The organism is Lactobacillus sp. Sy-1, from assembly GCF_019303535.1.
Classification (GTDB): domain Bacteria; phylum Bacillota; class Bacilli; order Lactobacillales; family Lactobacillaceae; genus Nicoliella.
On the sequence record NZ_JACCIU010000001.1, the window covers coordinates 814,360 to 836,742 of the forward strand.

Genomic DNA, 22,383 nt, shown 5'->3' on the forward strand with positions numbered 1-22,383 from the left:
TTAAAAAGTATGATAGAATTAATGTTAAGAATTGAAAGGGAAAGGAAAAATACATGGTAAATGCATTGGATAAGAACGTTTCCAAACGAAGAACGTTCGCAATTATTTCTCACCCGGATGCTGGGAAAACAACGATTACCGAACAACTCTTGTTGTATGGAGGAATCGTTCGTGAAGCAGGGACCGTTAAGGGAAAAAAGAGTGGCAATTTTGCAAAGTCTGACTGGATGGAAATTGAACAAAAGCGGGGGATTTCGGTAACAAGTTCCGTAATGCAGTTTGACTATCAGGGCAAACGAATTAATATCTTGGATACGCCAGGACATGAGGATTTCTCTGAAGATACCTACCGGACCTTGATGGCAGTTGACTCTGCGGTCATGGTAATTGATGCCGCTAAGGGGATTGAAGCTCAAACCAAGAAGCTATTTAAAATTTGTAAAATGCGGGGAATTCCCATTTTTACATTTATGAATAAGATGGATCGTGATAGTCGAGACCCAATGGAATTGATCAGTCAATTGGAAGCGGTTCTTGGAATTGAAGGTTACCCAATGAATTGGCCAATTGGTTCCGGAAAGGTGTTACGGGGATTGTACGACCGCTATAACAACCGGGTTGCACTTTATCGGCCAGAAGCGGGATCAGAGAAGTACTTACCATTGGATGAAAACGGTGAGTTAACTGTTGACAGCGATCTTCCAGACGATGAAGTTTATCAGGATGCAAAGGCAAACATGGATTTAATTCAAGAAGCCGGCAATCAATTTGATATTGATAAGATCAAAAATGGTGACCAAACGCCAGTATTCTTTGGTTCTGCTTTAGCTAACTTCGGGGTGGAAACCTTTTTAAATGCTTATTTAGACTTTGCTCCAAAGCCTGGTGAACATGAAAATACAATTGATGATCAAGAAGTTGAACCAGATAGTAACGAATTTTCTGGGTTTATTTTTAAGATTCAAGCTAATATGAATCCTAGACACCGGGATCGGATTGCATTTGTCCGGGTTTGTTCCGGTGAGTTTGATCGGGGAATGGACGTTGTTTTACAACGAACTGATAAGAAACTCCGACTTTCGAACGTGACTGAATTTGTTGCTAACACCCGTGAAAATGTCGATAAGGCAGTTGCTGGCGATATTATCGGACTCTACGATACTGGTAATTTCCAAATTGGTGATACAATTTTTACCGGGAAACAGGCAATTAAGTTTCCACCGTTGCCACAGTTTACGCCGGAACTATTCATGCGGGTATCGGCTAAAAACGTGATGAAGCAAAAATCATTCCACAAGGGAATTCATCAACTAGTTCAAGAAGGGGCAGTTCAACTCTATACGACGTATTCCACTGGTGATTATATTCTAGGTGCGGTTGGGCAACTTCAATTTGAAGTTTTCCAATTTAGAATGCAAAATGAATATAATTCTGAAGTGGTAATGGAACCGCTTGGCCACAAAACGGCCCGGTGGATTAAGCCCGACCAATTAGATGAAAATATGTCATCATCTAGAAACATTTTGGTTAAGGACACCCACGACCAACCACTATTCCTGTTTGAAAATGATTTTGCGGAACGGTGGTTCCATGATAAGTATCCGGACGTTGAATTAATGTCAAAACTATAAAATATGTAAAAATAGGCGTTCCCACTGGAGAGCGCCTATTTTTTATTTGGAAGCTTGTTTAACTGTAATTTCATTTTTATCATCAATGGTTGCGGTTAGAGCGCGGACATCTTGGTGATCCAAGTAGAAATCAGCAACTTGATCTTCAACGGTTTCTTGAATTAACCTTCTAAGTGGCCGGGCACCCATTGCAGGGTTATATCCTAGTTCCACAATCCGATCAACGACTCCGTCACTAATGTCAACATGCACTCCTTGTTGAGAAAGCATCTTGTTCATGTTAGCAAACATGAGTGTAACGATTTGTTTTAAACTGGCCTTTGAAAGGGAGTTAAATTCAACAATATCGTCAAACCGGTTTAAAAATTCAGGCTTGAAGTAGTCACCAAGGTGGTTTAAAGCGGAATGCGACTTACCAGCTGCACTTGCACCAAAACCAACGCTAGCTTCAACCTTACCGGTCCCAGCGTTACTGGTCATGATGATGACAGTATCTTTAAATGAAATTGTCCGACCTTGTGAATCAGTCAGCCGTCCATCATCAAGAATCTGAAGGAATGCGTGAAGAACGTCCGGATTTGCCTTTTCGATTTCATCGAATAAAATCAAACTGTATGGATTTCTCCGAACTTTTTCAGTTAGTTGACCAGCTTCATCATAGCCTACGTAGCCAGGAGGGGAACCAATTAATTTAGAAATTGAATGTGGTTCTCTGTATTCAGACATGTCGAATCTAATCATTGCATCTTCGGAGCCGAATAACTCATTAGCCAATTGTTTAGCTAGTTCAGTTTTACCAACTCCAGTTGTTCCAACGAATAAGAACGATCCAATTGGCCGCCCAGTTCCGTTAAAGCCGACCCGATTTCTCTTGATTGCCTTAGCAACGGTATCTACAGCCGAGTCTTGACCAATGATCTTAGCTTTCAAGTCTGCACCTAAGTTCTTAAGTTGTTGCTGCTCCTTGGTCTGTAAATCACCGACCGGAATGTTTGTAATTTCCTCAACAATTTTTTGAATGTCCCGAACGTTAACCTCAGGTGTTTTTTCATTGGTAACGTTATTTTTATCCTTGGCATCCTGTAGTTTATTGATTTGATCACGGTAATAGGCTGCTTTTTCGTAGTCTTCTTCTTTAGAAGCAATTTCTTTTTGCTCCTTAGCCGCCTTGATCTTTCGTTCGATTTCAGCAGGATCAACTACGTCAATAGTAAGGTTCTTTCTAGAGCCAGCCTCATCGATTAAGTCAATCGCCTTATCTGGGAGGAACCGACCTTGAATATATCGATCAGAAAGTTTAACAGCCGCTTTAATGGCTTCAGCTGAGTACTTCACCTGATGGTAGGATTCATACTTTCCTTGAATTCCCTTCAGAATTTTAACGGCTTCCTTTGGTTCTGGTTCTTGCACCATTACGGTTTGGAAACGCCGTGCAAGGGCTGCGTCCTTTTCAATATTACGGTATTCATTTAGGGTGGTAGCCCCAATCAACTGAAATTCACCACGAGCTAACGCTGGTTTTAAAACATTTCCGGCATCCATGCCACCTTCGGCATTTCCAGCACCCATAATTTCATGAATTTCATCAATAAATAGGATGATGTTTGGATTAGCTTGAACTTCCTTAACTAGTGACTGCATTCTTTCTTCAAATTGGCCCCGGACACCAGTTCCTTGAACTAGTGAAACCACATCCAGTCTGATTACTTGTTTGTCCCTTAACTTAACGGGAACATTGCCGGCTGCAATTTCTAATGCTAGCCCTTCAACTACGGCTGTTTTACCAACCCCAGCTTCCCCGATTAAAACGGGGTTATTTTTAGTTCGCCGGTTTAAAATTTCAATTACACGTTTAATTTCTTTGTCCCGTCCAATAACGGGATCGATTTTGCCATCTTTAGCAAGTTGGGTCATGTTAATTCCATACTTACCCAAAACGGTGTTACTATTATTTCCACCCTTAGCAACTTTAGGTGACTGGGGTTGGCTTTGGTTTTGGCTTTGATTACCCTGGTTACCATTTTGCATTGAACGGAAAATATCGTTTAAATCTCCGAATCCAAATGGATCTTGTGCCATATTAGCACCTCCATTTCCATTGTTTTGTAAAAGTTGATAGCAATTTTGACATAGGTCAATTCGCTGTCTATAACCATTTTGACTAACGTATAAATGAATGGTTGCTTCATTTTTACTACAGTTTTGACATAACATATTGCTATCCCTCCTTTTGCTTAGTTAGTCAATTACTTTGACCATTACTGACCATGTAGAATCATTATACAACTTAACCATTTGGATTCAAGAAATTTGATTTTTGAAACCAATTTTTTTCTTTTTTGGCAAAAAACGACTAGATTTAATATAATGAACGTATTGTTTAAGGAGGGAGAGTTCATTGGAAACTAATTATTCAGAGTTATTAACAAAATTAAAAAATGGTGATATTGATAAAATTGAAGTGGCTCCGAAATCATTTATGGCATTTCAGAATGCTTTTATGGAATTTGAAAGTCGTAAGCGAGTTGTTGGAACTGCTTCACTAGATGGAAAGGTAGTCTATCATTTTGCGAAAGATTAATGTTTTATCTCATGCAAGAAGCTTTTAAGTTAAAGTAGTTCAGATATGTTATAATTAAAATGAAGAAAATTACTTATTTATTTTTAATCAAATAGTAATTTAAATTAAGGAGGATGAATAATGGAACAACGCCAATTTAAGATTATTGCTGAAACCGGGATCCATGCAAGACCAGCTACATTATTGGTTCAATCAGCTAGTAAATATTCTTCTGATATTAACTTAGAATACGATGGAAAGAAAGTTAATCTAAAATCAATTATGGGGGTAATGTCCCTTGGGGTTGGTCAGAACGCAGAGATTAAGATTTCTGCTGATGGTGATGATGAAAGTGCAGCATTAGATGATATTGCTGCAACCCTAAAAAAAGAGGGATTATCTGACTAACGATGCACAAAATAGAAGGGATCTCTGCAAGCGAAGGAATAGCAATTGCTAAGGCCTATAAAATTGTTGAGCCAGATTTATCATTTAAAGATCATCCAGCTAGTGATAAAGATAAAGAGATTGGTCGATTACATGAGGCTTTGACTGCGTCGATTGAAGAGTTAACCACTATTAAGGCGAATATTGTTGATAACCTTGGTGAAAAAGAGGGGTTAGTTTTTCAATCGCATATTCAAATGCTTTCTGATCCGGAGTTTATTAGTTCGATTGAACAATTAATATTGGATAAGAACTTCTGTGCTGAAAAAGCGTTGGATGTTACCTCAAATAATTTTATTCATCTATTTAAGTCTAACGTTACTAACGTTTGGATGAAGGCCCAAATTAGAGAGCGAACTAGCGACGTTATTGATATCAAGCGGCGGGTTTTGGGACATCTCCTAAACATTAAATTACCAGATTTATCATTGGTTGATAAACCAGTGATTGTGGTTGCTAAGGATATTACCCCAAGTGATATTGCTCAGCTAAATGGTAAGTATGTTAAGGGGATTGTTGCTGAATTTGGTGCGCAAACCTCCCACTCTTCAATTATGGCAAGAACTTTAAAGCTGCCAATGATTCTTAGGGCTAAAGATGCGATCAAAGAGATTCGTAATGATGATGAATTAATTGTCGATGGCTTATCTGGGACGATTGTGATTAACCCAACGCGCCTGCAGGTAATTGATTACCATCAGCGGATTAAAGCATTTAATGTTGAAATGAAGAAGTTACAGGGCTTTAAGGAAAAACTAACTACCACTGAGGATAATCGGCACGTTAGTGTAGAAGCAAATATCGGTAATGACAATGATTTAAAGTCAGTTACTGATTCATCGGCAGAGGGAATCGGTCTATATCGGACCGAATTTTTATTTTTAGGCCAAAATCACATTCCATCTGAACAAGAGCAATTCGAAAGCTATCGGAAGGCTGTTTTTCACATGAAAGGCCGTCCCATTGTTTTTCGGACCCTTGATATTGGTAATGACAAGCAGATTAACGGGCTAAAGCTAACTAATGAACCTAATCCGGCCCTTGGCATTAGGGGGTTGCGGCTTAGCTTAGGTTCTGAAGAACTCTTTCGAACTCAACTCCGGGCTTTAATCCGCGCTTCTAGTTATGGTGAAATTTCAATTATTTTTCCGATGGTATCCACAATTGATGAGTATAGACGCGCCCGTTCGATATACGATGAGGAACGGGCGGCCATGAAAAAGGATGGTCAAAATATGGGAACCGTTAACTTAGGAGTAATGATTGAGGTACCATCTGCAGCATTGTTGGCTGATGAGTTTGCTAAGGAAGTTGATGTTGTTAGCGTTGGGACTAATGATTTGGTTCAATATTTAATGGCTGCTGATCGAATGGACGGGAAAGTTGCTGGTTTATATCAGCAACTTAATCCAGCTGTAATTAGGACCTTAAAATATATTGTTGATTCATTCCATACCGAAGGTAAATCAGTTTCAATTTGCGGTGAATTAGCCTCGATGCGAATTGCAATTCCACTATTGATTGGTTTAGGTGTCGATAGCTTTTCAATGAATAGTGAATCAATTCTTAAAGTTCGGAAATTGATTAGTAAAATTGATTCTAAGTACGCAAAAAAAATTGTCGACCAGATTGTTCGAAATGCAGCTACTTCGGATGATGTGGTGAAACAGTTAAATAATTTCTTAGATAAAATTTAACATCATTGATGATGGGAGAGCGTTATTGCCTTTAATAATGGCAATAGCGCTTTTTTATAAATCGCTGGTTGTTTGCAAACTATTGTTCAACACAATATAATACTATTGATATAGCGGTTTTAGAAAGCGCATTCATTATAATCGAGAGGAAGTGGATAAAATTAACATAGGGATATTTACAGACACCTATTTTCCACAGGTGAGTGGGGTTGCTACTTCTATTAAGACCCTTAAAAATCAGCTAGAGAATAGTGGCCATCAGGTCTACATATTCACAACTACTGATCCGCATGTTGATAAGAATACCTATGAGCGGAATATCTTTAGATTTTCTAGTATTCCATTTATTTCGTTTTCAGATCGGCGAATTGCAATTCGGGGATTGTTCCAAGCCTACCAAATTGCTAAAAAACTGAATTTAGACATTATTCACACCCAGACTGAATTTTCGATGGGAATCATTGGGAAATTCGTTGCTAAAAACTTGAAAATCCCTTGTATCCATACTTACCACACGATGTACGAGGACTATTTACACTATGTTGCAAATGGAAAGTTACTAAAGCCGGTTCATGTTAAGGAGGCAACGCTAGCTTTTTGTCATAAGATGACCGGAGTGGTTGCTCCTAGCAAACGGGTATTAGATACCTTAACTTCATACGGGGTTAAGAGTCCGATTCGGGTAATTCCGACTGGAATTGACGTTGCTAAGTATGACCAGTTCGACCCACAAAACCTACGAGCTCAGTTTGGTTTTACTGATGACACACCGGTTTTGCTCTCAGTGAGTCGGTTAGCGTTTGAAAAGAATATCAATGAATTGATTGATGCAATGCCAAAAATTATTAAAGCTAATCCTGCAGTTCAATTAGTGATTGTTGGGGATGGGCCGGCTAAGGAATCCTTAGAAGAACAGGTTAATTCCAAAAATTTAACCACTCACGTAACGTTTACTGGTGAAATTAATAATGATGAAGTTAGTCACTATTACCATATGGCAAACATTTTTGTTTCGACCTCTAATTCTGAATCACAGGGACTGACTTACATTGAAGCAATGGCTGCCGGAGTCAAAGTAATCGTTGTTAAAAGCGCCTATACTGATGACCTATTGAATGATAAGTCGTTAGGGATGACCTTTTCCAGTGAAGATGAATTTGTTGCTGATGTTCATGAGTACTTAAGCCACCCAAATAAATATAAGGTGGTATCGAATACATTACGCCAACAAAAGTTAGATAGCATCTCTGCTGGAAATTTTGAGAAACAAATCGTTCAATTTTATCGTAGCTCACAGCTGGAGTACGAGGAAAACTTTGATGATTCTGCAGAAATTGATTATTAAGGAATGGAATGAATGTTAAAAATTAATATGTTTTCAACTGCCGATAAGGTAAAGGGTCAGGGGGTTGGAAGTGCCTATGATGAATTAATTGGAATGTTAAGGGCTTACTTTTCAAGTGAATTTGATATTCGAATTAATAAATGGAACCGATCAGACATTAGTCACTACCACACAATTAATCCGACCTTTTATCTATCGACGTTTTCTAAAAAGCGCGGCCGCAAGATTGGCTACGTGCACTTTCTTCCAGAAACACTGGAGGGCAGCCTTAAGATGCCACAGCCGATTCGAAATGTATTTTATAAGTACGTAATTGCATTTTATAAACGAATGGACCATATTGTAGTTGTGAATCCAATGTTTATTGATAAATTAGCCCATTATGGAATTGATAAAGAAAAAATCACCTACATTCCTAATTTTGTTAGTAAGGATGAATTTTATCCGGTCGACCATTCTAAGCAAATGGAATTAAAGCGCCAATATGGTTATAGTCCCAATCAGTTCATTGTTTTAGGAACTGGTCAGGTTCAAACTAGGAAGGGAATTTTGGACTTTGCTAAGTTAGCCCAAAACAATCCTTCAATTCAATTTATATGGGCCGGTGGTTTTTCGTTTGGTCAAATTACGGATGGCTATAAAGAGTTAAAACAAATTGTTGATAATCCGCCTGCTAATTTATCGTTCCCAGGAATTGTTGATCGCCAAAAGTTAGTTGATTTTTATAACTTGTGCGACCTATTTTTATTACCTTCTTTTAATGAACTTTTTCCAATGTCGGTATTGGAAGCTTTTTCATGTGGGAAACCAGTACTATTGAGAAATCTGGACTTGTATAAAGTAATTATTGATGGTTACTATCACTCTTTCGATAACTTCAATCAGTTGAATACTCAATTGAATCAACTAGTTAACAACCCGGATGAATTGGCTGCAATGAGTAAGAAGGCTTTGGAAGCTTCGGCATACTATTCTGAGGACCATTTAGCAAAAATTTGGCACTCATTTTATATTGATCAGGCAAAAAAGGGGTAGGATATGACAAAAAGAAATTTATTATCTTTACTAGGTATGTTTCTGATTGGATTTATAATCTTTTGGTACTTTATTCGTGACGTTAATTTAAACTTATTAGTTGCGGACTTTTTTAATATTAACTGGTCTTGGATGCTGGTTGCTACTTTTTGTATGTTTGCCTATTTTGGTCTGGAGTCGTGGATTACCCATGCACTAGTTAAGGATCAAGGTGAGAATCATTTTACTTTTAAAGACGCAATTAGAGTCCCGTTAGTTGAACAGTTATTTAATGGAATTACGCCATTTTCTTCTGGAGGACAACCGGCTCAACTGGTTGTAATGCTTCAAACTGGTGTGGATGGGGGAAGGGCTAGTTCGGTTCTTTTAATGAAGTTCGTGGTCTATCAAGCGATGATTGTAATTAATTTCCTTTTTAGTCTGTTTATTGGATTCCATTACATTTCTGAAAAGTTACATTACTTATCGTTATTTGTCTTGTTTGGGTTTATAATTCATTTGGTAGTAATCATTATTTTATTGATGATAATGTATTGGCATGGGTTTACGAAACGGTTTGTTCATGCCATTATGAAACCATTGAAATTTTTTGTTAGCGCTGAGCGTTACGAAAAATGGCAGGTAACTTTAAATGAAAAAATTGATAATTTTTACAACGAGAGCGTGAGAATCGCACACCATTGGAAATTACTGTTTAAAGTTGCTGTAATTACATTTTTTCAGTTACTACTTTACTATCTAGTTCCATACTTCATTATGCTCGCTTTGGGATACGATCAAGCAAACATTGTTATGATTGTTAGTCTCCATGTGCTAATCGTAATGATTATCTCACTATTCCCGATTCCTGGTGGTGCTGGCGGTGCCGAATATAGTTTTGAAATGCTATTTAAGAGTTACATCTTTAACAGCAGTAAGTTGGTACTTGCACTTATTTTATGGCGGATTCTTACTTACTACTTAGGATTGGTCTTAGGTGCAATTGCGTTGTTCATTAAACCGGACCGGGTTGATAGTGATGTTAAAAGGAATATTTAGTAGTTACAATAACAATTTAGTGGGGGCACTATATAATGGCGAGTCATATTAAGAAGGTTAGAAACGGGAATCGATTCCTAAACTCACGAATAGGTTTCTTTATCCTGGTATTGTTTTTATTCTGGGCAAAGACTTATTTTGCATACCAGGCAGAATTTACTCTGGGTGCAAAGGGCGCCCTTCAACAATTTTTATTAGTGGTAAATCCACTACCTGCCGGGATTCTATTGTTTGGAATTGCATTATACTTTAGGGGAAGGTTAGCCTATTGGCTGATGCTGATTATGGATTTAATTCAATCCATTTGGTTGTTTGCCAATATCGTTTACTACCGTGAATTTTCAGATTTTTTGACGTTTGGGATTATTAAGGGTTCCGGAGATGTTCAAAATAACCTGGGAAAAAGTTTAGCTGAAATTATTCATCCAATCGACTTTGTGGTTTTTTTAGATGTGATTGTTTTAATAATTTTACTATCATTTAAAATTATTAAAATTGATAAACGGCCGTTTAAGATTCGGAATGCATTTGCAATTACGGTGCTTTCCTTTTTATTAATGTTTGGTGAATACAGCATTGCTAATGCTGATCGTTCGGGCTTATTAACCCGTTCGTTTGATAATAATTACATTGTGAAGTATTTAGGGATGAATGAGTACGCAGCTTTTAACGCTTACCAGACTCATAAGGAAAGCCAAACCCGTTCTAAAGCCAAGCCGAGCGACTTAGATAGTGTGTTGAGGTACCTAAAGCATAACCGGGCTAAGGCTAATATTAATTACTTTGGGAAGGAAAAGGGGAAGAATGTATTCATTATTCACCTAGAGAGTTTCCAACAGTTCTTGATTGATTATAAGGTTGATGGTAAGGAAGTTACGCCGAACCTAAATAAGTTCTACCATGGTGATCATACAATTTCATTTGATAATTTCTATCATCAAGTTGCACAGGGAAAGACTTCTGATGCTGAAATGATGCTAGAAAACTCTTTGTTTGGACTACCACAGGGTTCTGCAATGGTAACCTATGGGACCCAAAATACGTTCCAAGCAGCTCCTGCAATATTAGCTCAACGTGGCTATACAACTGCTGCAATGCACGGGGATGTTCCAAGTTTTTGGAATCGTGAAAACACTTATAAGTCGTGGGGTTATCAGTACTTCTTTGACTCCAATTACTTTAAGGAAAAACCATCTTATAGCGTAGGCTATGGGTTAAAGGATAAGATTTTCTTTAAGGATGCTGCTAATTATATTCAGCAGTTACCACAACCATTCTATGCAAAGTTAATTACCTTAACTAACCACTACCCATACATTCTAGATAAGCAAAATCAAAGTTTCCCAGCTACTAAAACTGGCGATAATACCGTTGACCCATATGTTCAGACTGCTCATTACTTAGACCAAGCATTTGGTGAGTTTATGAATTATTTACAGAAAACTGGATTATTAAAGAATAGTATTGTGGTTGCATATGGTGATCATTATGGAATCTCTAACAACCACCGGCCAGCAATCGCACAACTATTACACAAGAAGAGTGTCAATAGCTATGATTTGGCTCAATTCCAAAAGGTACCATTCATGATCTATGGAGATAATCTGACTGGTAAAATTGATCATACCTATGGTGGGGAAATAGACGTATTGCCAACAATTCTGCACTTGTTAGGAATTAAAGATAACAATACGATTCAATTTGGGCAGGACTTATTATCTAATAAACGCAAACAAATTGTTGCTTTTAGGGATGGTGATTTTGTTACGCCAACTTATACCGTTGTGGGTGGGTCTGTTTACCTTACTAAGACTGGTAAGAAGATTACCCCAAATGCAAAACAACAAAAGAAAATTAATGCTGAGCAAAAACATGTTAATACTGAGTTATCATTATCTGATCGGGTTATTCAAGGAGACCTATTACGGTTCTATACCTTAAAGAACTTTAAGAAGGTTGATCGGAGTGATTATAACTACAAACCAAGTTCTGGATTAACTAGTTTGAAGGAAAGAAACAATAAAGAACATACTAGTTTAATGGATGAAAATGGCGGTAAATCAACAATGAATGACTATGTCACTGATGCTCCAGAACTAAAATAGCAAAAAAATTTAAAAAAGTAGTTGTCATTTTAAATATATTAGTGTAATATAAGAATCATCGTTTTGATAAGTTATCAATTCGGTGGTTCTTATTTTGTTTAACAACTTAATTAATTTAAAAAAGTTGTTGACAAAGATTTGATCGTTTGATATTATATTAAACGTTGTCAAATAAACAACTCATCAGCTCTTCAGCTGATTGAAAAAATTTCTTAAAAAAGACTTGACAAATAAAATCAGCCTGATATAATTAAGAGGTTGTTGTTATGAACGACGCATTCAAGTAGATCTTTGAAAACTGAACAAAATTATGACAAAAATGTGTAAGGAACTTCATAATTAATATGAAGTACAAAAATCTTATGCGAAGTCAATTCGCTTAAAAGTAACAATATTTAAAGAAGAGCTAACGTTGAGCTTTTCATCTTAAGATGAGAGTTTGATCCTGGCTCAGGACGAACGTTGGCGGCGTGCCTAATACATGCAAGTCGAACGAACTTCCGTTAATGATAGTTGATGCTTGCATTAACTTGACTTAACATCGAAGTGAGTGGCGAACTGGTGAGTAACACGTAGGTAACTTGCCCTAAAGCGGGGGATAACATTTGGAAACAAGTGCTAATACCGCATAACAACAAAAACCGCATGGTTTTTGTTTGAAAGATGCGTTTGCATCACTTTAGGATGGACCTGCGGCGTATTAGCTTGTTGGTGGGGTAATGGCCTACCAAGGCAATGATACGTAGCCGACCTGAGAGGGTAATCGGCCACAATGGGACTGAGACACGGCCCATACTCCTACGGGAGGCAGCAGTAGGGAATCTTCCACAATGGACGAAAGTCTGATGGAGCAACGCCGCGTGAGTGAAGAAGGGTTTCGGCTCGTAAAACTCTGTTGTTAAAGAAGAACGGGTGTGATAGGAAATGATCACATCGTGACGGTATTTAACCAGAAAGTCACGGCTAACTACGTGCCAGCAGCCGCGGTAATACGTAGGTGGCAAACGTTGTCCGGATTTATTGGGCGTAAAGCGAGCGCAGGCGGTTTTTAAGTCTGATGTGAAAGCCTTCGGCTTAACCGGAGAAGTGCATCGGAAACTGAGAAACTTGAGTGCAGAAGAGGACAGTGGAACTCCATGTGTAGCGGTGAAATGCGTAGATATATGGAAGAACACCAGTGGCGAAGGCGGCTGTCTGGTCTGTAACTGACGCTGAGGCTCGAAAGCATGGGTAGCAAACAGGATTAGATACCCTGGTAGTCCATGCCGTAAACGATGAATGCTAGGTGTTAGAGGGTTTCCGCCCTTTAGTGCCGCAGCTAACGCATTAAGCATTCCGCCTGGGGAGTACGACCGCAAGGTTGAAACTCAAAGGAATTGACGGGGACCCGCACAAGTGGTGGAGCATGTGGTTTAATTCGATGCTACGCGAAGAACCTTACCAGGCCTTGACATCTCCTGCAAAGCTAAGAGATTAGCCGTTCCCTTCGGGGACAGGATGACAGGTGGTGCATGGTTGTCGTCAGCTCGTGTCGTGAGATGTTGGGTTAAGTCCCGCAACGAGCGCAACCCCTATTATTAGTTGCCAGCATTAAGTTGGGCACTCTAGTGAGACTGCCGGTGACAAACCGGAGGAAGGTGGGGACGACGTCAAATCATCATGCCCCTTATGGCCTGGGCTACACACGTGCTACAATGGACGGTACAACGAGTCGCAAAACCGCGAGGTTAAGCTAATCTCTTAAAGCCGTTCTCAGTTCGGATTGCAGGCTGCAACTCGCCTGCATGAAGTTGGAATCACTAGTAATCGTGGATCAGCATGCCACGGTGAATACGTTCCCGGGTCTTGTACACACCGCCCGTCACACCATGAGAGTTAGTAATACCCAAAGTCGGTGTAGTAACCTCTTTTGAGGAGCAAACCGCCTAAGGTAGGACTGATGATTAGGGTGAAGTCGTAACAAGGTAGCCGTAGGAGAACCTGCGGCTGGATCACCTCCTTTCTAAGGAATAATTCGGAACCTTATGCAGTCATAGTTTTGTTTAGTTTTGAGAGGTCTACTCTCAAACTATTGGAACCACGCTTCTTTTGGGCCTATAGCTCAGTTGGTGAGAGCGCACGCCTGATAAGCGTGAGGTCGATGGTTCGAGTCCATTTAGGCCCATTATTAATCAAATTATTGGTTAGTTTAAATGGTATGGGGAATTAGCTCAGCTGGGAGAGCACCTGCTTTGCAAGCAGGAGGTCAGCGGTTCGATCCCGCTATTCTCCATTGGCACATTCGTGTCAAACTTGGTTCTTTGAAAACTAGATAATATTTTAATTTTTCCAAATTATTGAATTGTATTAAATACAATTTCAACCGAGAACACCGCGTTATTTTGAGTTTTTTATATTAGTTTATTCGTATTTACTCAATTAACCAAATACCACTTCGTGGTAATAGGTTAAGTTATTAAGGGCGCATGGTGGATGCCTTGGTACTAGGAGCCGATGAAGGACGGGACTAACGCCGATATGCTTCGGGGAGCTGTACGTAAGCTTTGATCCGGAGATTTCCGAATGGGGAAACCCAATAAACTTTATCGTTTATTATTCAATGACGAATTCATACTCATTGAAAGGCAGACGTGGGGAACTGAAACATCTAAGTACCCACAGGAAGAGAAAGAAAATTCGATTCCCTCAGTAGCGGCGAGCGAACGGGGAACAGCCCAAACCATTGAGTTTACTCAGTGGGGTTGTAGGACTGAACATTTGAGTTACCAAAGAATTAGATAGTCGAAAGATCTGGGAAGTTCTGCGACACAAGGTGATAGCCCTGTAGACGAAATCTAATTCCCTCAGTTCAGGATCCTGAGTACGGCAATACACGTGAAACATTGCCGGAATCCGGGAGGACCATCTCCCAAGGCTAAATACTCCCTAGTGACCGATAGTGAACCAGTACCGTGAGGGAAAGGTGAAAAGCACCCCGGAAGGGGAGTGAAATAGTTCCTGAAACCATGTGCCTACAAGCAGTTAGAGCCCGTTAATGGGTGATAGCGTGCCTCTTGCAGAATGAACCGGCGAGTTATGATAACATGCAAGGTTAAGATGAGAAGTCGGAGCCGTAGCGAAAGCGAGTCTGAATAGGGCGTTTGAGTATGTTGTGATAGACCCGAAACCAGGTGATCTACCCATGTCCAGGCTGAAAGTGTGGTAAAACACACCGGAGGGCCGAACCCGTGTACGTTGAAAAGTGCTGGGATGAGGTGTGGGTAGCGGTGAAATTCCAAACGAACTTGGAGATAGCTGGTTCTCTCCGAAATAGCTTTAGGGTTAGCCTTGGAGTCGAGAATCATGGAGGTAGAGCACTGTTTGGGTGAGGGGCCCGTCTTGGGTTACTAAATTCAGATAAACTCCGAATGCCATTGATTTATATCCAGGAGTCAGACGATGAGTGATAAGATCCACCGTCGAAAGGGGAACAGCCCAGACCACCAATTAAGGTCCCTAAATATATGCTGAGTGGAAAAGGATGTGGAGTTGCATAGACAACTAGGATGTTGGCTCAGAAGCAGCCACCATTTAAAGAGTGCGTAATAGCTCACTAGTCGAGTGATCCTGCGCCGAAAATTTACTGGGGCTAAGCATATTACCGAGATTGTGGACGTAACTTTGTTACGTGATAGGAGAGCGTTCTAAGGGCGATGAAGTCAGACCGTAAGGACTGGTGGAGCGCTTAGAAGTGAGAATGCCGGTATGAGTAGCGAAAGATCAGTGAGAATCTGATCCACCGAATGACTAAGGTTTCCTGGGGAAGGCTCGTCCTCCCAGGGTTAGTCGGGACCTAAGCCGAGGCCGAGAGGCGTAGGCGATGGATAACAGGTTGAGATTCCTGTACTAGTTAACTATGTTTGACCGATGGAAGGACGTAGGAGGCTAAACGTAGCATCCTGTTGGATATGGATGTTCAAGCACTAAGTCAGGTATTGAGTTAAATGCTTAATACCGGGTTGACAAGGTGTGATGAGGACCGAAATTTAGTAGGGAAGTCGTTGATGTCACACTACCGAGAAAAGTTTCTAGTTAGTAGTTAACTACCCGTACCGCAAACCGACACAGGTAGTCGAGGAGAGAATCCTAAGGTGAGCGAGTGAACTCTCGTTAAGGAACTCGGCAAAATGACCCCGTAACTTCGGGAGAAGGGGTGCTGCACTATGTGCAGCCGCAGTGAAAAAGCTCAGGCGACTGTTTATCAAAAACACAGGTTTCTGCAAAATCGTAAGATGAAGTATAGGGGCTGACGCCTGCCCGGTGCTGGAAGGTTAAGTGGATGAGTTAGCTTCGGCGAAGCCCAGAAACGAAGCCCCAGTAAACGGCGGCCGTAACTATAACGGTCCTAAGGTAGCGAAATTCCTTGTCGGGTAAGTTCCGACCCGCACGAAAGGCGTAACGATCTGAGCACTGTCTCAACGAGAGACTCGGTGAAATTGAGATACCTGTGAAGAAGCAGGTTACCCGCGACAGGACGGAAAGACCCCATGGAGCTTTACTGTAACTTGATATTGGGTGTTTGTATAGCTTGTACAGGATAGGTAGGAGCCATAGAAGTCGGAACGCTAGTTTCGATGGAGGCAATGGTGGGATACTACCCTCGCTGTATGAACACTCTAACCCGCACCACTAATCGTGGTGGGAGACAGTGTCTGGTTGGCAGTTTGACTGGGGCGGTCGCCTCCTAAACAGTAACGGAGGCGCCCAAAGGTTCCCTCAGAATGGTTGGAAATCATTCGACGAGTGTAAAGGCAGAAGGGAGCTTGACTGCGAGACATACAGGTCGAGCAGGGACGAAAGTCGGGCTTAGTGATCCGGTGGTACCGTATGGAAGGGCCATCGCTCAACGGATAAAAGCTACCCTGGGGATAACAGGCTTATCTCCCCCAAGAGTTCACATCGACGGGGAGGTTTGGCACCTCGATGTCGGCTCATCGCATCCTGGGGCTGTAGTTGGTCCCAAGGGTTGGGCTGTTCGCCCATTAAAGCGGTACGCGAGCTGGGTTCAGAACGTCGTGAGACAGTTCGGTCCCTATCCGTCGCGGGCGTAGGAAATTTGAGAGGAGCTGCTCTTAGTACGAGAGGACCGGAGTGGACATACCGCTGGTGTACCAGTTGTGCCGCCAGGCGCATCGCTGGGTAGCTATGTATGGATGAGATAAACGCTGAAAGCATCTAAGTGTGAAACCCACCTCGAGATGAGATTTCCCATTCCTTTATGGAAGTAAGACCCCTGAAAGATGATCAGGTAGATAGGCTGGAAGTGGAAGTGCAGTGATGCATGGAGCGGACCAGTACTAATTGGTCGAGGACTTAACCAAGTAAGGTAGTTCTCACGGAAGAATAAAATATTATCTAGTTTTGAGAGAACGAAGTTCTCACAGTTAAATAGTGTGGTGATGATGGCCAAAAGGATACACCTGTTCCCATGTCGAACACAGAAGTTAAGCTTTTGAACGTCGAAAGTAGTTGGGGGATCGCCCCCTGCAAGGATAGGACGTTGCCACGCATTATGGAGGATTAGCTCAGTTGGGAGAGCATCTGCCTTACAAGCAGGAGGTCACAGGTTCGAGCCCTGTATCCTCCATTCATGAAAATTATCATGTTTGGTTTTTAGTTTTTTAAATATTTTTAATGGCTTTTATGCCGACTTAGCTCAGTTGGCAGAGCATCTGTCTTGTAAACAGGGGGTCGGAGGTTCGAATCCTCTAGTCGGCATTGCTGCGGAAGTAGTTCAGTGGTAGAACATCACCTTGCCATGGTGGGGGTCGCGGGTTCGAATCCCGTCTTCCGCTTTGCCAATTCATTATTATGCCGGGGTGGCGGAATTGGCAGACGCACAGGACTTAAAATCCTGCGGTTAGTGATAACCGTACCGGTTCGATCCCGGTCCTCGGCACTTTTGCACCCATAGCGCAACTGGATAGAGTGTCTGACTACGAATCAGAAGGTTGTAGGTTCGACTCCTACTGGGTGCATATTTTCGGGAAGTAGCTCAGCTTGGTAGAGCACTTGGTTTGGGACCAAGGGGTCGCAGGTTCGAATCCTGTCTTCCCGATTAAATAAAATTCAATAGTTTTATTTATAGATCGCGGTGTAGCTCAGCTGGCTAGAGCGTCCGGTTCATACCCGGGAGGTCGAGGGTTCGATTCCCCCTGCCGCGATAGTGACTTGGACCTTTAGCTCAGTTGGTTAGAGCCGACGGCTCATAACCGTCTGGTCGTAGGTTCGAGTCCTACAAGGTCCATTAAAGACCTTTAATTTATTTTAATATGGAGGATTACCCAAGTGGCTGAAGGGGGCGGTCTTGAAAACCGCTAGGCGTGTCAAAGCGCGCGAGGGTTCGAATCCCTCATCCTCCTTTTAATTATCGCGGGATGGAGCAGTTCGGTAGCTCGTCGGGCTCATAACCCGAAGGTCGTTGGTTCAAATCCAGCTCCCGCAATTATGGTCCGTTGGTCCAGTTGGTTATGACGCCGCCCTGTCACGGCGGAGATCACGAGTTCGAGTCTCGTACGGACCGTTCCATATGGCTCGGTAGCTCAGTTGGTAGAGCAACGGATTGAAGCTCCGTGTGTCGGCAGTTCGATTCTGTCCCGCGCCATTTACAATTTAATACCATATTATGCGGGTATAGTTTAGTGGTAAAACCATAGCCTTCCAAGCTATTGTCGCGAGTTCGATTCTCGTTACCCGCTTTATATGGGCCTATAGCTCAGTTGGTGAGAGCGCACGCCTGATAAGCGTGAGGTCGATGGTTCGAGTCCATTTAGGCCCATATGGAGAAGTACTCAAGTGGCTGAAGAGGTGCCCCTGCTAAGGGTATAGGTCGCGCAAGCGGCGCGAGAGTTCGAATCTCTCCTTCTCCATTTTTATATGACCCGTTGGTCAAGTGGTTAAGACACTGCCCTTTCACGGCAGTAACATGGGTTCGAATCCCGTACGGGTCATACTAATTTCGAATTAATAATAACATATTATCGCGGGATGGAGCAGTTCGGTAGCTCGTCGGGCTCATAACCCGAAGGTCGTTGGTTCAAATCCAGCTCCCGCAATTATGGTCCGTTGGTCCAGTTGGTTATGACGCCGCCCTGTCACGGCGGAGATCACGAGTTCGAGTCTCGTACGGACCGTCATAGTATAATAAAAGAGGATGTCTCAATTGACATCCTCTTTTATTATACTATTTAAAGAATTTGTAGATTGTTTCAAAGTAATTAGTTTCGATTTGATCATTTAAATCAAACAGATTATTTGCTGACTTACTACGATACCAATCCGCAATCTTAACGTTATCATTCCAAGTAGTCAAAATTACACGTTTAGAAAGCTTATTTGCAATGTTAAGAGAATAAATTGAACTCATTCCATCAGGAAGAGACTCATTACTGATGATACTATTAATTTTAGCATCTAAAACCTTTTGTTGATTGCTATCTAAATCTAACGTAATATAACTAATGCTTTTTCCCCATTGGTCAGTTCCAAAGTGATTTAGAACTGAATATCCGATTGGGCTTTCAAAAATTGTTGGTTTATCAGACAAATCAACGATTTCAAAACTATCAGAATTAGTAACTGAGTTATATAAGTATAATTTCCTTTCAGGATGCTTTTCAATTATTTTAGATAGGTATGACTCACTACCAAAAGTAACATAAATATTAGATATCATTTTAACTCCTCCTTTTCATATATTATACTAGTAAATGAGTAAATAAAAAAACATAAGCAAAGGGGTATCATAATTATGAAGGTTAAAGTATTAGGATTTTATGGTGGTTACCCAAGCAATGGAATTGGAACTAGTAGTTATTTAATCCAAAGTGGTGATTTTAATTTACTACTAGACTGTGGAAGCAACGCTTTAAACGAACTTCAGGAAACCATTGATCCGCTTGAATTAAATGCTGTAATTCTTTCTCACTACCATCATGATCATACGGCTGATGTTGGGGTGTTACAGTATTACTGGCAATTAAATCCAGAGGGACGAAAAGAACCATTACTACCGATTTATGGGAATACTGAGGATCCGATTAATTTTGCTACTTTAAATTGGCCAAACGCAACTGTTGGAAAACCCTATAGTGATTTGCAACCGCTTGAAATTGGGCCATTTAGGATTGAATTTATGCGGACGCACCATCCGGTCCCAGCATTTGCAATGCGGATTACTGATGAAAATGGTAAGGTACTAGTGTTTACAGCTGATACTAGTTATTTCGACCAATTAATTCCATTTTCAAAGAATGCTGACCTACTAATTACAGATACAAACTTCTTTGCCGATAAGAAGGGATTGAAGTGGCATATGACATCTGAAGAATCTGGGCAGCTAGCAAAAGAGGCCCACGTTAAAAAATTGTTACTGAGTCATCTACCACAAAAGGGCGATTTAGATCAATTAATAGTGGAAGCAAAATTGCAGGTAGACTCTAATTGTCAAGTTGATTGCGCAATGCAAAATCAAGTTATTATTTTATAAATAAACTAGGCTAATGGCTTTTAATTTAAGTTCAATGTGAGATAATAGGTTATAATATTACTACGTTAAGGAGGTGCTCATCTATGGAGATGGATAGAATTAATGATAATACCATCAGAGTTTTAATTAACAATGATGATTTAAGTGCTCATGGAATTACTGTTTTAGACTTATTAGGTGACCATAAGCAAATTGAGGAATTTTTCTATAGCATTCTAGATGAAATCGATACTGATCATCAATTTCAAGGTGATAATGAGGCACTAACGTTCCAGGTATTGCCAAACAAGAACGGACTCGAACTATTTATTAGTAAGGCCGATCCTGATGACCCAGAGAAAACCCAACAAACTAATGATACTGTTACTGATTACATTAAAAATCAACTTAAGAATAAGGATATCGATGTTAGTGATATTCCTAATATTTTTGAAAATGATGACGATGAATCTACAGGAGATAACCATAACCAAGGTGACTCTGTAGTTCAAGGTACTAATAATACTGCTTATGACGATTTGATTGTTGAATTTAATTCATTTGAAGATTTCATATCCCTTTCCAAACGTTTGAGAATTGAAAGTGGTTCTTCCAACCTGTACCTATATGATGGGAAGTACTATTTGGAAATAATGTTTTTCCGCAATTTAGACGGATCTACTGATGATTTAATTGAAAATAACAAGGCATTAGCATTAGAGTTTGGTAACAAGACTAGCGTTACGACTGAAATTTTGAATGAATATGGCAAAAAAATTATGGATACTAGTGCTTTAGAGTTAGCTAGATACTACTTTAAAGATTAGGCTAAGCAATTTAAGAGCCCTGAGGAAAATCTCAGGGCTTTTTTCGTACCTTATTTTAATAGGGGGGCGATAAATCATTGTTGGTTGCATATGATAAGAATCAAAAAATAATCTTAGCTGACCAATCAAATCAACATGGAGAATTTTTTTGTCCAAGTTGTAAAGAACCGGTAACCCTTAGAAGGGGATCAATTAAGATTGCTCACTTTGCACACCGAAAGAATAGTAAATGCAGTACGTTTAGTGAGGGGGAGACTACCGAACATTTATTAGGTAAAAAGCAACTATCTAAATTCTTTAATCAAAACAATCCAATTTTAGAATTTTACTTTAAATCAATTAAACAACGGCCTGATATTTTACTATCTAATCAACATGTAATTGAATTTCAATGCAGCCCGATAACCAACAGACGCTTATCAGAACGTCTAGCTGGGTATGAAAGAATTGGCTATCAATCAATTTGGATTTTAGGGCGTCCATACCTTAAAAAGAAGAACGGCTTAAAGAAGATTAAACAATTTCTTATGTATAACCACCAGCTTGGATTTTACTTATTGTATTGGGATGTTGATAATCAACAGATGCAAATTCACCACCACTTTCGATTTAATGGGGGAAAAATAACCTATCAGATAATAATCGTCCAAAATCAAACGGAGTTAGATCAAGTAATAAAAAGAGGATTAAGGAACGAAAAACCACGCTCATTGCAATTAATTAAATCAACAATAATAAAACAAATCAGTAAGGTTCAAATGGATTTGATTTATGGACGATTTAAAAATGATCCGGTCCAAAACCTGTGTTATCAATACGGGTATAGCCTAGTGGGTTATCCACTAGAACTAGACTACCCTTACTATGAAATTCCACTTCTTGGGCCCCATTTAATCCGTTTTAAAGTTATTAGTCTAATTTTATTAAAACGATATAATACCATTGAAATTGATGCCTTAATTCAAATGACGAATGATCTAATGCAGATTGATCAGCAATTTTTAATGCTAGAGCGAAACTTAGTAATTAGGGGAATGAGCCATATTTATCAAACTTGGCAAAAATTAGAAATGGTCAAAATTAATGGGAGAATGATTAAACTGATTAAAAATCCACAATGGTATTCAACTTACCATGAAAAATTAAACTCAATTGATTTATTAATGAACCTAATAAAAAAGGACTAACCCTT

At 40.2% G+C, this 22,383-nt stretch carries 13 protein-coding genes, 20 tRNA genes and 3 rRNA genes; 34 read left to right on the forward strand and 2 right to left on the reverse strand.

What is annotated here, in order from left to right; translation table 11 throughout:
- Positions 1–53: 53 nt before the first annotated feature.
- Positions 54–1,631: a peptide chain release factor 3 gene (locus HZL42_RS03245; RefSeq protein WP_219054261.1), complete on the forward strand. Its 1,578-nt coding sequence runs from the start codon at positions 54–56 to the stop codon at positions 1,629–1,631.
- A 42-nt stretch (positions 1,632–1,673) separates the two neighbouring features.
- Here HZL42_RS03245 and HZL42_RS03250 read toward each other — a convergent pair whose 3' ends face one another.
- The gene (locus tag HZL42_RS03250) at positions 1,674–3,845 is read right to left on the reverse strand and encodes an ATP-dependent Clp protease ATP-binding subunit (protein ID WP_219054262.1); all 2,172 of its coding nucleotides are present in this window, start codon (positions 3,843–3,845) and stop codon (positions 1,674–1,676) included.
- Positions 3,846–4,029: 184 nt separating this feature from the next.
- Here HZL42_RS03250 and HZL42_RS03255 point away from each other — a divergent pair, with 184 nt between their 5' ends.
- From HZL42_RS03255 to HZL42_RS03400, 30 genes are all read left to right on the forward strand, one after another.
- Complete coding sequence (locus HZL42_RS03255; protein ID WP_219054263.1) at positions 4,030–4,212, forward strand: hypothetical protein; 183 nt, start codon at positions 4,030–4,032, stop codon at positions 4,210–4,212.
- Positions 4,213–4,332: 120 nt separating this feature from the next.
- Positions 4,333–4,599, forward strand: a complete 267-nt coding sequence (locus HZL42_RS03260; RefSeq protein WP_219054264.1) for a phosphocarrier protein HPr — start codon at positions 4,333–4,335, stop codon at positions 4,597–4,599.
- Between the two features lie 2 nt (positions 4,600–4,601).
- Positions 4,602–6,335, forward strand: a complete 1,734-nt coding sequence (ptsP, locus tag HZL42_RS03265) for a phosphoenolpyruvate--protein phosphotransferase (RefSeq protein ID WP_219054265.1) — start codon at positions 4,602–4,604, stop codon at positions 6,333–6,335.
- A 160-nt stretch (positions 6,336–6,495) separates the two neighbouring features.
- Positions 6,496–7,680 carry a glycosyltransferase family 4 protein gene (locus HZL42_RS03270; RefSeq protein WP_219282849.1) on the forward strand — a complete coding sequence of 395 codons (1,185 nt, stop codon included), beginning with the start codon at positions 6,496–6,498 and terminating at the stop codon, positions 7,678–7,680.
- Between the two features lie 12 nt (positions 7,681–7,692).
- On the forward strand, positions 7,693–8,715 hold the full coding sequence (locus tag HZL42_RS03275) for a glycosyltransferase family 4 protein (protein WP_219054266.1): 1,023 nt from the start codon (positions 7,693–7,695) through the stop codon (positions 8,713–8,715).
- Between the two features lie 3 nt (positions 8,716–8,718).
- Positions 8,719–9,753, forward strand: a complete 1,035-nt coding sequence (locus HZL42_RS03280) for a lysylphosphatidylglycerol synthase transmembrane domain-containing protein (protein WP_219054267.1) — start codon at positions 8,719–8,721, stop codon at positions 9,751–9,753.
- A 35-nt stretch (positions 9,754–9,788) separates the two neighbouring features.
- Entirely contained in the window at positions 9,789–11,858 is a 2,070-nt protein-coding gene (locus HZL42_RS03285) for an LTA synthase family protein (protein WP_219054268.1), read from the forward strand.
- Positions 11,859–12,285: 427 nt separating this feature from the next.
- Positions 12,286–13,860: ribosomal RNA gene (locus tag HZL42_RS03290) — 16S ribosomal RNA — on the forward strand.
- 88 nt (positions 13,861–13,948) lie between these two features.
- A tRNA-Ile gene (locus HZL42_RS03295) sits at positions 13,949–14,022 on the forward strand.
- Positions 14,023–14,057: 35 nt separating this feature from the next.
- A tRNA-Ala gene (locus HZL42_RS03300) sits at positions 14,058–14,130 on the forward strand.
- A gap of 173 nt (positions 14,131–14,303) precedes the next feature.
- Positions 14,304–17,218, forward strand: a 23S ribosomal RNA gene (locus tag HZL42_RS03305).
- Positions 17,219–17,289: 71 nt separating this feature from the next.
- Positions 17,290–17,406, forward strand: a 5S ribosomal RNA gene (rrf, locus tag HZL42_RS03310).
- The 16S, 23S and 5S rRNA genes sit together here with 20 tRNA genes alongside, the layout of an rRNA operon.
- Before the next feature lie 5 nt (positions 17,407–17,411).
- Positions 17,412–17,484: transfer RNA gene (locus tag HZL42_RS03315), tRNA-Val, on the forward strand.
- Between the two features lie 58 nt (positions 17,485–17,542).
- Positions 17,543–17,615, forward strand: a tRNA-Thr gene (locus tag HZL42_RS03320).
- Positions 17,616–17,620: 5 nt separating this feature from the next.
- Positions 17,621–17,692: transfer RNA gene (locus HZL42_RS03325), tRNA-Gly, on the forward strand.
- Between the two features lie 18 nt (positions 17,693–17,710).
- Positions 17,711–17,796: transfer RNA gene (locus HZL42_RS03330), tRNA-Leu, on the forward strand.
- Positions 17,797–17,801: 5 nt separating this feature from the next.
- Positions 17,802–17,875: transfer RNA gene (locus tag HZL42_RS03335), tRNA-Arg, on the forward strand.
- Between the two features lie 6 nt (positions 17,876–17,881).
- A tRNA-Pro gene (locus HZL42_RS03340) sits at positions 17,882–17,955 on the forward strand.
- A 32-nt stretch (positions 17,956–17,987) separates the two neighbouring features.
- Positions 17,988–18,061: transfer RNA gene (locus HZL42_RS03345), tRNA-Met, on the forward strand.
- A 9-nt stretch (positions 18,062–18,070) separates the two neighbouring features.
- Positions 18,071–18,144, forward strand: a tRNA-Ile gene (locus HZL42_RS03350).
- A 27-nt stretch (positions 18,145–18,171) separates the two neighbouring features.
- Positions 18,172–18,259: transfer RNA gene (locus tag HZL42_RS03355), tRNA-Ser, on the forward strand.
- Between the two features lie 9 nt (positions 18,260–18,268).
- Positions 18,269–18,342: transfer RNA gene (locus HZL42_RS03360), tRNA-Met, on the forward strand.
- A 4-nt stretch (positions 18,343–18,346) separates the two neighbouring features.
- Positions 18,347–18,420 (forward strand) — tRNA-Asp (locus tag HZL42_RS03365).
- Between the two features lie 8 nt (positions 18,421–18,428).
- Positions 18,429–18,501 (forward strand) — tRNA-Phe (locus HZL42_RS03370).
- A 23-nt stretch (positions 18,502–18,524) separates the two neighbouring features.
- Positions 18,525–18,595: transfer RNA gene (locus tag HZL42_RS03375), tRNA-Gly, on the forward strand.
- A 6-nt stretch (positions 18,596–18,601) separates the two neighbouring features.
- A tRNA-Ile gene (locus HZL42_RS03380) sits at positions 18,602–18,675 on the forward strand.
- Between the two features lie 3 nt (positions 18,676–18,678).
- A tRNA-Ser gene (locus tag HZL42_RS03385) sits at positions 18,679–18,766 on the forward strand.
- Positions 18,767–18,775: 9 nt separating this feature from the next.
- Positions 18,776–18,847, forward strand: a tRNA-Glu gene (locus HZL42_RS03390).
- Between the two features lie 31 nt (positions 18,848–18,878).
- Positions 18,879–18,952: transfer RNA gene (locus HZL42_RS03395), tRNA-Met, on the forward strand.
- 4 nt (positions 18,953–18,956) lie between these two features.
- Positions 18,957–19,030, forward strand: a tRNA-Asp gene (locus tag HZL42_RS03400).
- Positions 19,031–19,080: 50 nt separating this feature from the next.
- Here HZL42_RS03400 and HZL42_RS03405 read toward each other — a convergent pair.
- The gene (locus HZL42_RS03405; RefSeq protein ID WP_219054269.1) at positions 19,081–19,572 is read right to left on the reverse strand and encodes a monooxygenase; all 492 of its coding nucleotides are present in this window, start codon (positions 19,570–19,572) and stop codon (positions 19,081–19,083) included.
- Positions 19,573–19,647: 75 nt separating this feature from the next.
- On the opposite strand from HZL42_RS03405, the gene HZL42_RS03410 reads away from it, so the two are divergent.
- From HZL42_RS03410 to HZL42_RS03420, 3 genes are all read left to right on the forward strand, one after another.
- Positions 19,648–20,385, forward strand: coding sequence for an MBL fold metallo-hydrolase (locus HZL42_RS03410; RefSeq protein ID WP_219054270.1), 738 nt, complete (start codon positions 19,648–19,650; stop codon positions 20,383–20,385).
- An 83-nt stretch (positions 20,386–20,468) separates the two neighbouring features.
- A complete protein-coding gene (locus HZL42_RS03415) occupies positions 20,469–21,191 on the forward strand; it encodes an adaptor protein MecA (RefSeq protein ID WP_219054271.1) in 723 nt (240 codons plus the stop codon).
- A 77-nt stretch (positions 21,192–21,268) separates the two neighbouring features.
- Positions 21,269–22,378 carry a competence protein CoiA gene (locus tag HZL42_RS03420; protein WP_219054272.1) on the forward strand — a complete coding sequence of 370 codons (1,110 nt, stop codon included), beginning with the start codon at positions 21,269–21,271 and terminating at the stop codon, positions 22,376–22,378.
- Positions 22,379–22,383 lie beyond the last annotated feature (5 nt).

Coding starts and splice junctions, on each gene's coding strand:
- HZL42_RS03285 (WP_219054268.1), top strand. CDS start 9,789: ATGGCGAGTCATATTAAGAAGGTTAGAAACGGGAATCGATTCCTAAAC.
- HZL42_RS03410 (WP_219054270.1), top strand. CDS start 19,648: ATGAAGGTTAAAGTATTAGGATTTTATGGTGGTTACCCAAGCAATGGA.
- HZL42_RS03260 (WP_219054264.1), top strand. CDS start 4,333: ATGGAACAACGCCAATTTAAGATTATTGCTGAAACCGGGATCCATGCA.
- HZL42_RS03415 (WP_219054271.1), top strand. CDS start 20,469: ATGGAGATGGATAGAATTAATGATAATACCATCAGAGTTTTAATTAAC.
- ptsP (WP_219054265.1), top strand. CDS start 4,602: ATGCACAAAATAGAAGGGATCTCTGCAAGCGAAGGAATAGCAATTGCT.
- HZL42_RS03280 (WP_219054267.1), top strand. CDS start 8,719: ATGACAAAAAGAAATTTATTATCTTTACTAGGTATGTTTCTGATTGGA.
- HZL42_RS03405 (WP_219054269.1), bottom strand. CDS start 19,572: ATGATATCTAATATTTATGTTACTTTTGGTAGTGAGTCATACCTATCT.
- HZL42_RS03275 (WP_219054266.1), top strand. CDS start 7,693: ATGTTAAAAATTAATATGTTTTCAACTGCCGATAAGGTAAAGGGTCAG.
- HZL42_RS03245 (WP_219054261.1), top strand. CDS start 54: ATGGTAAATGCATTGGATAAGAACGTTTCCAAACGAAGAACGTTCGCA.
- HZL42_RS03250 (WP_219054262.1), bottom strand. CDS start 3,845: ATGTTATGTCAAAACTGTAGTAAAAATGAAGCAACCATTCATTTATAC.